General features: G+C 71.8%; 8 protein-coding genes and 1 tRNA gene. 2 read left to right on the top strand and 7 right to left on the bottom strand.

All coding sequences use genetic code 11. From position 1 onward, the window contains the following. Window positions 1–11: 11 nt before the first annotated feature. The gene (locus tag VT50_RS25105) at window positions 12–653 is read right to left on the bottom strand and encodes an ANTAR domain-containing response regulator (protein ID WP_046085630.1); all 642 of its coding nucleotides are present in this window, start codon (window positions 651–653) and stop codon (window positions 12–14) included. Between the two features lie 97 nt (window positions 654–750). Between VT50_RS25105 and VT50_RS25100 the strand changes: the two genes are divergently transcribed. Continuing rightward, window positions 751–825 (top strand) — tRNA-Leu (locus VT50_RS25100). A 128-nt stretch (window positions 826–953) separates the two neighbouring features. Here the strand turns inward: VT50_RS25100 and pyk are convergent. Together pyk and VT50_RS25090 are read right to left on the bottom strand one after the other, a co-directional pair. After that, window positions 954–2384, bottom strand: coding sequence for a pyruvate kinase (gene pyk / locus VT50_RS25095; RefSeq protein WP_046085629.1), 1431 nt, complete (start codon window positions 2382–2384; stop codon window positions 954–956). A 157-nt stretch (window positions 2385–2541) separates the two neighbouring features. Continuing rightward, on the bottom strand, window positions 2542–3303 hold the full coding sequence (locus VT50_RS25090) for an SIMPL domain-containing protein (protein WP_078840662.1): 762 nt from the start codon (window positions 3301–3303) through the stop codon (window positions 2542–2544). A gap of 106 nt (window positions 3304–3409) precedes the next feature. Here VT50_RS25090 and VT50_RS25085 point away from each other — a divergent pair, with 106 nt between their 5' ends. Beyond that, window positions 3410–5209 carry a bifunctional metallophosphatase/5'-nucleotidase gene (locus VT50_RS25085; protein ID WP_046085628.1) on the top strand — a complete coding sequence of 600 codons (1800 nt, stop codon included), beginning with the start codon at window positions 3410–3412 and terminating at the stop codon, window positions 5207–5209. 66 nt (window positions 5210–5275) lie between these two features. Here VT50_RS25085 and VT50_RS25080 read toward each other — a convergent pair whose 3' ends face one another. The 4 genes from VT50_RS25080 to VT50_RS25065 all read right to left on the bottom strand — a co-directional run bounded on the left by VT50_RS25080 (window position 5276) and on the right by VT50_RS25065 (window position 11738). Further along, window positions 5276–6790 (bottom strand): lysine N(6)-hydroxylase/L-ornithine N(5)-oxygenase family protein, encoded by a 1515-nt coding sequence (locus VT50_RS25080; protein ID WP_046085627.1) that lies wholly within the window; start codon window positions 6788–6790, stop codon window positions 5276–5278. Continuing rightward, entirely contained in the window at window positions 6787–8187 is a 1401-nt protein-coding gene (locus VT50_RS25075) for a pyridoxal phosphate-dependent decarboxylase family protein (protein ID WP_046085626.1), read from the bottom strand. The genes VT50_RS25080 and VT50_RS25075 overlap by 4 nt, the downstream gene beginning before the upstream one ends. Before the next feature lie 465 nt (window positions 8188–8652). Continuing rightward, window positions 8653–11262 (bottom strand): aminopeptidase N, encoded by a 2610-nt coding sequence (gene pepN / locus VT50_RS25070; protein WP_046085625.1) that lies wholly within the window; start codon window positions 11260–11262, stop codon window positions 8653–8655. Between the two features lie 80 nt (window positions 11263–11342). Then, window positions 11343–11738 carry a chorismate mutase gene (locus tag VT50_RS25065; protein ID WP_046085724.1) on the bottom strand — a complete coding sequence of 132 codons (396 nt, stop codon included), beginning with the start codon at window positions 11736–11738 and terminating at the stop codon, window positions 11343–11345. Window positions 11739–12034 lie beyond the last annotated feature (296 nt).

The raw sequence follows: 12034 nt of genomic DNA, 5'->3' as shown, positions 1-12034 counted from the left end.
CTTCCCCCCGCTTACTGCTCCTTGTTGGCGGACTTCTTCTCCGCCGCGTCCTCGATGACGGCCTCCGCCACCTGCTGCATGGACAGCCGGCGGTCCATCGAGGTCTTCTGGATCCATCGGAAGGCGGCGGGCTCGGTGAGTCCGTACTGGGTCTGCAGGACGCTCTTGGCCCGGTCGACCAGCTTGCGGGTCTCCAGCCGCTGGGAGAGGTCGGCGACCTCCTGCTCCAGGGTCTTCAGCTCGGTGAAGCGGGAGACGGCCATCTCGATGGCCGGGACCACATCGCTCTTGCTGAACGGCTTCACGAGATACGCCATCGCCCCGGCGTCCCGGGCCCGTTCGACCAGTTCGCGCTGGGAGAAGGCGGTCAGCATCAGTACGGGGGCGATGCGGTCGGCCGCGATCCGCTCGGCGGCTGAGATGCCGTCGAGCACCGGCATCTTCACATCGAGGATGACGAGATCGGGGTGGTGCTCCTGGGCGAGCGCGACAGCCGTCTCCCCGTCGCCCGCCTCGCCGACGACGGAGTACCCCTCCTCCTCGAGCATCTCCTTGAGGTCGAGGCGGATGAGCGCCTCGTCCTCGGCGATGACGACGCGGGTTGTCTGCGGCGGGACGTGCGACTGCGCGTCGGGGGCGTCAGCGGTGCTCACTGTGCTCCTCGTTTTCCTGGCAGGTGGGCACCACGAGCCTACCTAGCTGCGGTAGGGTGGACGCGCAGCGGGTCATCGGTGACCTTCGAAACTGCAAGCCCCGGTAGCCCAATTGGCAGCAGGCAATGGATTCAAAACCCATACAGTGTCGGTTCGAGTCCGACCCGGGGCACTTTTCCTTCGATTCCAAGGTCACATTGGAATCAATCTTCTTCACTCGATGAAGTGAACGCCCCTGCGGAATACCACGTCGGGCCGAAGCACTGAACCAGTGCTTCGGCCCCCAGGAGCGAGGCTCGGTTACCTCAGGTCGTCCGCGCCGATGTGGTGGACGCGGACCAGATTGGTGGAGCCGGAGACGCCGGGTGGGGAACCGGCGGTGATGATGACCAGGTCGCCCTTCTTGCAGCGGCCGAGGCGCAGCAGTTCCTCGTCCACCTGGGCCACCATCTCGTCCGTGGAATCGACCTTCGGGCCGAGGAAGGTCTCCACGCCCCAGGTCAGATTGAGCTGGGAGCGGGTGCCCGGCTCCGGGGTGAAGGCCAGGAGGGGGATCGGGGAGCGGTAGCGGGAGAGGCGGCGCACGGTGTCGCCGGACTGGGTGAAGGCGACGAGGCACTTCGCACCGAGGAAGTCGCCCATCTCGGCCGCCGCGCGGGCCACCGCGCCGCCCTGGGTGCGGGGCTTGCTGCGCTCGGTGAGCGGGGGCAGGCCCCTGGCGAGGATGTCCTCCTCGGCGGCGGCCACGATGCGGCCCATGGTCTTGACCGTGACGATCGGGTACTTGCCGACGCTGGTCTCGCCCGAGAGCATCACCGCGTCCGTGCCGTCGATCACCGCGTTGGCGACGTCGGACGCCTCGGCCCGGGTGGGGCGGGAGTTCTCGATCATGGAGTCGAGCATCTGGGTGGCGACGATCACCGGCTTGGCGTTCCGCCTGGCCAGCTTGATCGCGCGCTTCTGGACGATCGGCACCTGCTCCAGCGGCATCTCCACGCCGAGGTCGCCGCGGGCGACCATGATGCCGTCGAAGGCGTCGACGATCCCCTCGAGGTTCTCCACCGCCTGCGGCTTCTCGACCTTGGCGATGACCGGGAGCCGGCGGTCCTCCTCGGCCATCACCCGGTGGACGTCCACGACGTCGTCGCCGTTGCGGACGAAGGAGAGGGCGATGACATCGGCGCCGATGCGCAGGGCCCAGCGCAGGTCCTCGATGTCCTTCTTGGACAGCGCGGGGACCGAGACGGCCACACCGGGGAGGTTGAGCCCCTTGTGGTCGGAGATCATGCCGCCCTCGATGGCGATGGTGTGCACCCGGGGGCCGTCGACGTCGACGACCTCGAGGGTGACCCGGCCGTCGTCGACGAGGATCCGCTCGCCCTTGCTGACGTCGCCCGCCAGCCCCTCGTAGGTGGTGCCGCAGCGGAACCGGTCGCCCTCGATGGGTTCTACGGTGATGGTGAACTCATCCCCGCGTTCAAGGAGTACCGGCCCCTCGCGGAAACGGCCGAGCCGAATCTTCGGACCTTGAAGGTCGGCGAGGATGCCGACGCTGCGACCGGTTTCCAGCGAGGCTTTGCGCACTCGCCGATAACGCTCCTCGTGCTCGGCATAGGTGCCGTGGCTGAGGTTGAAGCGGGCCACGTCCATTCCGGCCTCGATGAGTGCCTTGATCTGCTCGTACGAGTCGGTGGCGGGTCCCAAAGTACAGACGATTTTTGCTCGGCGCATGCCGCCGAGCCTATGACTTACCGGCTAGTAAAGAACCGAGAACTTCACACTCCTCCATGGCCTTTGCATGGCAGGTTATTGACAACTAATGAAACGTGCAGTGGGCCGCTCCGATGAGCGTTTCGGAGGGTGGTTCCGGGGCTCCGGATGAGGTGTTTCAGAGCTCGGGCGGGGTCATGGTGAAGCGCGCGTTGACGTGCGCGAACACCGTCTGGCGCTGCGGTTCGAGGTCGAGCGCGGCGACGGCGTCCCGGTCGGCGGGGCCGCCGTAGCCGGACCGGGTGCGCGGGGCGGCGACGCCCGCGGGCTGGAAGGGACCCTCCTCCACCTCGAGGTCGGCGAGCTCGGTGAGCGCCACCAGCCGGGCGCCGAGCGCTCCGGCGTACTCGCGGGCCCGCTGCACGGCCTCGCGCACCGCCTGCTGCCGGGCCCGGCCGTACGCGGGCGAGTCGGGGCGCAGCCCCCACCGGGGGCCGTCGACGCGGGTGAGCTCGAGGTCGGCGAGGCGGGTGGTGAGCTCGCCCAGGGCGGTGAAGTCGGTCAGGGCCGCGGTGAGGTGCACCCGGCCGTGATAGGCCCGTACCCGCTCGTGGCGGCTCTTGGGGTTGATCTCGGGGGCGACCGAGAAGGCGCCGGTCTCCAGCTTCTCGACCGCCTCGCCGTAGGACCTCACCAGCTCAAGGACCTCGTTGTTGCGGCGGGTGAGGTCCTCCAGCGCGGTGCGCCGGTCGGCGCCGCGGGCGCTGATGGTGATGGTGAGCCGGGCGATCTCGGGGTCGACCTCCAGGGTGGCCTCGCCGCGTACGGCGACGCGCGGGGTCTCGGGGGTGCCGTACGGCACGTGGGTGCCGTACGGCACGGGCGCGGCGGGCTGCTGCGGCGGCGGGCCGGGCTGGGCGGGCTGGGGCGGCTGGTGCATGGCGGGCTCCCGGTCGGATGTGCGAGGGCTGGTGCGAAGCGGTGCGGTTGGGCCAGAATCTACGCGCGTTGTGCCCAATTCGCAGGTATCTCAGGGGAGATCAGCCATGCCGCTCAACCGTCGGAAGTTCCTCGGCCGCACCGCGGCGACCAGTGCGGGCGCCGCCCTCGCCTCCGCCGCGGCCGCCGTCCCGGCCGAGGCGCGCGGCCACGGACGGCCGCCCCGGCGGCGGTACGCCTTCACCGTGATGGGCACGACCGATCTGCACGGCAACGTCTTCAACTGGGACTACTTCACCGACGCCGAGTTCGACGACACGGCGCACAACGATGTGGGCCTGGCGAAGATCTCCACCCTGGTCGACCAGATCCGGAAGGAGAAGGGGCGCCGCAATACGCTGCTGATCGACGCGGGCGACACCATCCAGGGCACCCAGCTGTCGTACTACTACGCCCGGGTGGACCCGATCACCGGGGAGGGCGGCCCGGTGCATCCCATGGCGCGGGCGATGAACGCGATCGGCTATGACGCGGCGGCGCTCGGCAACCACGAGTTCAACTACGGCATCCCGGTGCTGCGGAAGTTCGAGGAGCAGTGTGACTTCCCGCTGCTGGGGGCGAACGCGCTGGACGCGAAGACGCTGCGGCCCGCCTTCCCGCCGTACTGGATGACGCGGCTGCGCACCCCGTGCGGACGGGATGTGCGGGTGGCGGTGCTGGGGCTGACCAACCCGGGCATCGCGATCTGGGACAAGGTCAATGTGCAGGGCAAGATGACCTTCCCGGGCCTGGAGGAACAGGCCGCGAAGTGGGTGCCGCGGCTGCGCTCGATGGGCGCGGACGTGGTGATCGTCTCGGCGCATTCGGGGACCAGCGGCACCTCAAGCTACGGCGACCTGGTGCCGTACGTGGAGAACGCGGCGGCTCTGGTGGCCGAGCAGGTGGCGGGGATCGACGCGATCCTGGTGGGCCATGCGCATGTGGAGATCCCCGAGTCCCGGGTGGTCAACAAGGAGAGCGGACGTGAGGTCGTGCTCTCGGAGCCGCTCAAGTGGGGTCAGCGGCTGACCCTCTTCGACTTCGAGCTGGAGTGGGAGCGGGGCCGCTGGCAGGTGGCGTCGGTGTCGGCGGAGGTACTGAACTCCAACGCGGCCGGGGAGGACCCGCGGATCGTGCGGCTGCTCGACGCCGAGCACAAGAAGGTCATCGGCTATGTGAACCAGGTCATCGGCACCTGCTCGGCGGAGATGACGGCCACCGAGGCGCCGTACAAGGACGCGCCGATCGTGGACTTCATCAACCATGTGCAGACGGAGACGGTGAAGGCGGCGCTGGCGGGGACGGAGCACGCGGAGCTGCCGGTGGTCTCCCAGGCGTCCTGCTTCTCCCGTACGGCGGCGATCCCGGCCGGGGAGGTCACGATCCGGCAGGTGGCGGGGTTGTACCCGTTCGAGAACACCCTGGAGGCGCGGGTGCTGACGGGCGCCCAGCTCAAGGAGTATCTGGAGTTCTCGGCGCGCTACTACGTCCAGACCCCGGCAGGCGGCGATGTGGACCCCGAGAAGCTGACGAACGCCTCGGACATCCCGGACTACAACTACGACGCGCTCGGCGGCCTCACCTACGAGATCGACATCGCGAAGGCGCCGGGCTCGCGGATCGCGCGGCTCAGCTTCGACGGCAAGCCGGTCGACGAGAAGGCGGAGTTCGTGCTGGCGGTCAACAACTACCGGGCGAGCGGGGGCGGCAACTTCCCGCACGTGGCCTCCGCGAAGCAGGTGTGGGCCAATTCGGAGGAGATCCGGAACACGATCATCGCCTGGGTGCAGGCGAAGGGGACGATCGATGTGTCGGAGTTCGGGACGGTGGACTGGAAGCTGACCCGCGACGGCGTTCCGGTGTTCTAGTCCGCCTCGTGGAGCACGCCTCGTGCCGTCGTCCGGTACGGCTCGTGGCGTGGTGCCCCGGCGCGCTCAGGTCCGCGTCGGGGTGAGGGGGGTGCGCTGGTCGGGGAGGTGGGGATCGCCGATGACGGTGCCGCACCGCCCCGAAGGCTGGAGCCCGAACGCGGTGAACGCGGTGCGGGACGGCAGCCGGTAGGCGGGGTCCGCGAGCAGCGAGTTGAGGATGACGGCGGAGCGCCAGGCGGCGAGGCCGAGGTCGGGGGTGCCGACGCCGTGGGTGTGGCGCTCGGCGTTCTGGACGTACACCGAGCCCTTGATCATGGGGTCGAGGACCAGACGGTGCTCGGCGTCGACGCGCGGGCGCTCGGAGGCGTCCCGGCGGATGTAGGGGTCGAGGGCGGCGAGGAGGGTGTCGACGCGGCGCTCGCGGTAGCCGGTGGCGAGGACGACGGCTTCGGTGGTGTGGCGGGCCCGGGTGCCCTGTTCGGTGTGTTCCAGGTGGAGTTCGAGCTGGGCGGCGGCGATACGGCCCGCGGTGCGGACGGTGACCCCGGGGGTGAGGACGGCGCCGGGCCAGCCGTCGGAGTGCAGGGCGCGGCGGTAGAGCTCGTGGTGGATGGCGTCCAGCGTCTCGTGGGCGATGCCCTTGTAGAGCTGCCACTGGCGGGGCAGCAGCTGGTCGCGGACGGGCTCGGGCAGGGTGTGGAAGTAGCGGGTGTAGTCGGGGCTGAACTGCTCCAGGCCGAGCTTGCTGTACTCCATGGGCGCGAAGGCGGGGGTGCGGGCCATCCAGTGGAGCCCTTCGGCGCCGAGGGGGCGGTTGCGCAGCAGGTCGAGGAAGACCTCGGCGCCGGACTGGCCGGAGCCGATGACGGTGACGTGGCCGGTGGCCAGCAGCCGCTCGCGGTGTTCGAGGTAGTCGGAGGAGTGGAGTACGGGGACGTTGGGGGCGTCGGCGAGCGGACGCAGGGGTTCGGGGACATATGGCTCGGTGCCGACGCCGAGGACGAGGTTGCGGGCGTATACGCGGCCGAGGGCCCGGCCCTCCTCATCGGTTCGGGCGGCGCCGAACGCGGGGGCGCCGGACGCGGGGCCGTCGGCGGCCGGGCCGAGCCGGGTGAGGTCGATTTCGAACAGCTCGTATTCGTGGTCCCAGCGGACGGCGTCGACGCGGTGGTCGAAGTGGAGCCCGGGGAGCCGTTCGCTGACCCAGCGGCAGTAGGCGTCGTACTCGGCGCGCTCGATCTGGAAGCGCTCGGCGATGTAGAAGGGGAACAGCCGCTCATGGGCCTTGAGGTACTGGAGGAAGGTCCAGGGGCTGCCGGGGTCGGCGAGGGTCACCAGGTCGGCGAGGAAGGGGACTTGGATGGTCGCGCCGTCGATGAGGAGGCCGGGGTGCCAGTGGAAGGCGGGCCGCTGCTCGTAGAAGGCGGTGCGCAGGGCGGGGACGCCGTGGGCGAGGGCGGCGAGGGAGAGGTTGAACGGGCCGATGCCGATACCGGCGAGGTCCACGGGCCGGTCGGCGGCCGTGGCGGGCGCGGAGTCGGCGGACCCGGCGGGGTTGGGGGGCTGTGCGGTGCTCATGGGGTGGTGTCGCCTTCCACGAGTTCGAGCAGCCCGCGCAGATCGTCGGGCTGGATGTGCGGGTTGAGAACGGTGGCCTTGAGCCACAGCCCCTCGGGGGTGGCGGCGCGGCCGAGGACGGCCGCCCCGTGGTGGAGCAGGCGGCGGCGCAGCGCGGCGACGGTGGCGGGCGGTGCCCCGGTGGGGCGGAACAGGACGGTGCTGATGGTGGGGCGGGCGTGGAGCTCGAACCCGGGATGGTCCTCGATGAGGTCGGCGAGGTGCTGGGCGGCCGCGCAGACGTGCTCCACGAGCTCGCCGAGACCGCGTCGACCCAGCGCCCGCAGCGTGACGGCGATCTTGAAGATATCGGGGCGGCGGGTGGTGCGGAGCGAGCGCCCGAGCAGATCGGGCAGGCCCGCTTCGGTGTCGTCGTCGGCGTTCAGGTAGTCGGCGTGGTGGGCCAGCGCGGTGAACGCGGCGCCGTCGGGCACGGCGAGTAGGCCCGCTGCGACCGGCTGCCAGCCGAGTTTGTGCAGGTCGAGGGCGACGGTATGGGCACGGTCGAGCCCGTGGAGCCGCTTGTGGAGGGTGTCGCTGAAGAGGAGGGGCGCACCGTAGGCGGCGTCGATGTGGAGGGTGGCGGCGTGGTGGTCGCAGACGTCGGCGATGTCGGGGAGCGGGTCGATGGCCCCGGTGTCGGTGGTGCCCGCGGTGGCGATCACCAGGGTGGGGGCATCGGACGGCCGGTCGAGGGCGGTGTGGAGCGCGACCGGGTCGAGGACGCCGCCGGGGGTGGGGAGGGTGTGGGGCTCGGGCAGTCCGAGCAGCCAGGCGGCGCGCTGGACGCTGTGGTGGGCGTTGGCGCCGCGGACGATACGGAGGGGTGCGCCCTGCGCGGCCTCGCGGGCGAGGAGCAGGCCGAGCTGGTTGGACTCGGTGCCGCCGGTGGTGACGAGGGCGTCGGGGTCGGGGCCGTGGGGGTGGACGAGTTCGGCCAGCGCACGGCAGGTCAGCGCCTCCAGCGCACAGGCGGCGGGGGCCTGGTCCCAGGAGTCGAGGGAGGGGTTGAGCGCGGAGACCGCGAGGTCGGCGGCGGTGGCGACGGCGAGCGGCGGACAGTGCAGATGGGCGGTGCAGCGGGGGTCGGCGGGTTCGGCGGCGCCATGGGCGAGGGCGCGGACGAGGCTGCGCAGCGCGTGGTGGGGCCCCTCCCCCTCGTCGGGGATGAGCGGCCGGGCCGCACCCCGTATCCGCTGGGCGACCGCGGCCGGTCCCCCGGCCGGGAGGGGCCCACCGCGGTCGGCGGCGCCGTGGGCGAGGGCGTCGAGGACGGTGTCCACCATCGGGCGGAGCACGCCCGGTCCGCTCTGGCCCCCGGCGAGGAGGCGGGCGGTTCCGGATGCGGGCACGGGCATGGGTGTGCCCCTAGGGGGTGTCTGAGCGGCGGTCAGGGCTGCCCAAATTACTTCGCCCACGAGGTCCGCCAACCGGGGTCGGCGTGAAGTGCACCCATACGTGGTACGGCCCGGCCCCGCGGATTGATCGGGGCCCCACGAATCGGGCGGAGCCCGCAGATCGGTCGGGGCCGGGCAGATCGACCGAGGCCCCACGGATCGGCGACGCCCCCCCCAACCGGGCCGGGCCACGGATCGGCGGGGCCCACGGACCCGCGGCTCGCCAAACGGGCCAGGCCACGGATCCGCAGGCCCGCAGATCGGGCGGGGCCGGGCAGATCGACCGGGCTCGCGGGTCGGCGGGGTCGGGCGGATTGATCGGCGGGGCCGGGCTGCCCCGGCTTGCCGGTGCTCGGTGGCGAGCTCATCCTCGTCATCCAGCTCGCCGAGGCCCCCAGGTGAAGGCGCCCCGCCGACGGCGTGGGGTCAGTTCGCCTGCTTCTCCCGTACGCGCAGGGCGCGCCGCAGGTCGTCGATCTGGTCGGCGAGGCGGCGGCGGAGGGTGGGAATGGCGTCGGGGGCGCCAAGGCACTCCTCGCCCAGGCGCAGGGTTTCGGCGTCCACGGTGCTCGGGAAGCCGAAGCGGGCGACGGAGTTGGCGATGGCGGGGCCGCGGCGGGCGCCGAGCGCGACGGCGGCCGGGAAGTAGCGCGGCACGTAGTCGGCGAGGACGTCGTGGTGCTCGGGCTGCCAGAAGCCCGCGGCGGTCGCGGTGACCAGGTAGTTGGAGAGTTCGGTGCCTTGGGCGTCGGCGCCCTGGCCGCCGTTCGTCCCGTCCCCGAAGAGGGTCTGCCAGGCGGCCTCCTTCGCCTCGGCGTCCGGCAGGGCGGCCCTGCAGCGGGCAGCGCCCTCCTGGCCGGTGGCGCTGGAGTCGCGGGCGCGTTCGGCCTCGATGTCGGCCGGGCCGACGGCGCCGAGGACGGCGAGGCGGCCGAGGATCTGCCAGCGCAGCTCGGGGTCGAGGGCGGGGCCGCCGGGAACGGTGTCGCCGTCGAGCCAGTCGCTGAGCTCGGCGGGGGCGGTGGCGCTGCCGATGAACGTACGGACGGCGGCGAGCCGCAGCCCGTCCCCGGAGCCGTCCTCGGTGCGGCGCAGCAGATCGCGGCAGGTGGCGCTGATGGTGGCCAGGGCGGCGGGGCGGAGGTCGGCGGGGAGGTAGCGGTCGGCGATCTCGGTGCGGGCGAAGGCGAGGACGCCCTGGACGATCGCTATGTCGGTCTCGTGCGGCAGATGGGCGCGGGCGGCCTCGAGGTAGTCGGTGGCGGGCAGCTCGCCGTCGCGCACCATGTCGCGGGCGGCGTTCCAGACCACGGCGCGGCTGACGGCGTCGGGGAGGCCGGACAGCGAGCGCTGGATGGCCTTCCAGGAGGCGGGGTCGAGCCGGATCTTGGTGTAGGTGAGGTCGCCGTCGTTCAGCAGCAGCAGATCGGGGCGGGGCCCGGTGAAGGAGAGGCTGAGGCTGGGCTCGGCGCCGTCGAGCTCGGCCTCGACGCGTTCGCGCAGGACCAGTTGGTGCGGGGCGGCGGGCGCGTGGTCGTACAGGCCGATGGCGATGCGGTGCGGGCGCCGGGCGGGGGCGTCCCCGTCGTGGGCGTCGCCGTCGGGGCCGCTGCCCTGGTGGCGGATCTCGGCGCTCCAGCGGTCGCCGTTGGCGCTGACGACGGGCGCGAGGGTGTCGACGCCGGTGGTGCGCAGCCAGCGGTCGGCCCAGGCGTGGACGTCACGGCCGGAGGAGCGGGCGAGGGAGTCGATGAAGTCGGCGAGGGTGGCGTTGCCGAAGCGGTGCCGGGTGAAGTGGTCGTTGATGCCGTCGAGGAAGGTCTTCTCGCCGAGCCAGGTGACGAGCTGGCGCAGTGCGGAGGCGCCCTTGGCGTAGGAGATGCCGTCGAAGTTGAGGCGGGCGGCGGCGGTGTCGGGGACCAGCTCGGGCGCGGGGGCGACCGGGTGGGTGGAGGGGCGCTGGTCGGCGTCGTAGCCCCAGTTCTTGCGGCGGACGCCGAAGTCGGCCCAGGTGTCGGTGAAGCGGGTGGTCTCGGTGAGGATCTGGTACCCCATGTACTCGGCGAAGGACTCGTTCAGCCAGATGTCGTCCCACCACGTCATGGTGACGAGGTCGCCGAACCACATATGGGCCATCTCATGGGCGACGATCATGGCGCGGGTCTGGCGCTCGGCGTCGGTGACGGCGGAGCGGAAGACCAGTTCGTCGCGGAAGGTGACCAGGCCGGGGTTCTCCATGGCGCCGGAGTTGAACTCGGGGACGAACGCCTGGTCGTAGGAGTCGAAGGGGTACGGCTCCTCGAAGATCTCGTGGTAGCGGTCGAAGCAGCGCCTGGTGATGTCGAAGAGCTCGTCGGCGTCGGCCTCCAGGTGGGGCGCGAGGGAGCGGCGGACGTGCAGCCCGAAGGGGAGTCCGGCGTGCTCGGTGCGCACCGAGTGGTACGGGCCCGCGGCCAGGGCCATGAGATACGTGCTGATGGGCGGGGTGGGCGCGAGCTGCCAGCGGCCCTCCTCGGGGGCGCCGACGCGGGTGGCGATGCCGTTGCCGAGGACGGTCCACTCGGGCGGGGCGGTGACGCGGACGTCGAAGACGGCCTTGAGGTCGGGCTGGTCGAACGCGGTGAAGACGTCGTTCGCGTCCGACATGCAGCACATCGTGTAGAGGTACGTCTCGCCGTCGGCGGGGTCGGTGGAGCGGTGCATGCCCTCGCCGGTGTGGGAGTAGCGCATGTCGGTCTCGACGCGCAGCTCGTGCTCGCCCTCGTCGAGCCCGGTGAGCGGGAGCCTGCCGTCCGCTAGCGCCTCGGCGGTCCCGCCGGTGAGGTCGAGCTCCCGGCCGTCGAGCACGGCGCGGTGGACGGCGGCCGGGTTGAGCTCGGCGAAGGTATCCGCACCCGCCTGGCGCGCGCTGAAGCGGATGGTCGTGGTGGAGCCGAAGAGCTCTTCTCCGCGGGTGAGGTCGAGGTCGATCGTGTAGCGGTGGACCTCGATGAGGCGGGCTCGGTTCTGCGCTTCCTCGCGCGTCAGTACGGACATGGGGACATGCTGCCCTACGTGCGGCGGGCGGCACACGGGTGGGAAGTGGTCGCCCGGGGCGGACGGCCGCCCCGGGCGCACTACCGGAGTGCGCCCTCTGGGCCCCCTGTGCCTTCGGAGTCCCCGGGGCCGCTGTCGGAGCGCGCGATGGTCTCGTGGTGCCGGATGACCTCGGCGATGATGAAGTTGAGCAGCTTCTCGGCGAAGCCGGGGTCGAGCTTGGCGCTCTCGGCGAGCTGCCGGAGCCGGGTGATCTGGCGCGTCTCACGGGCCGGGTCGGCCGGGGGGAGCCGGTGGGCGGCCTTGAGGTGGCCGACCTGCTGGGTGCATTTGAAGCGCTCGGCGAGCATATGGACCACGGCCGCGTCGATGTTGTCGATGCTGTCGCGCAACCGGGTCAGCTCGTCGAGGACGGACGGGTCGATCCCCTCGGGGTCTCCCGGCGTCGCCGACTGCCCGGCGGTGTGGTCGCTCATGCTGTGCGTCATGCCTCCCGAGACTACTTTCCCGGGGGTCAGGTTCCGCTCGGGGGCGCTGCGGCCCACGTCCGCCGCCGGGCCCCGGGCGTGCCCCTGGTCGGCCCCGGACCGCCCCGACCCCTGTGGGGGGTTTGGGGTCCGGCCCGCGGGGGGCTCGGAAGGGGGCGGGGCGGTCGTGGTGGGAGGGCCGCTCGGGGGTACGGCGCCTCCACCGTGGAGGAGGCGGGTGGGCGGGGAGGGGTTCCACTTCGGCCCGATTTTCCCGGGTGCGGATGGTGGCGCCTGCGGCGGGC

Source organism: Streptomyces antioxidans (assembly GCF_000968685.2).
Lineage (GTDB): Bacteria > Actinomycetota > Actinomycetes > Streptomycetales > Streptomycetaceae > Streptomyces > Streptomyces antioxidans.
This window is presented reverse-complemented; position numbering and strand designations above follow the sequence as displayed.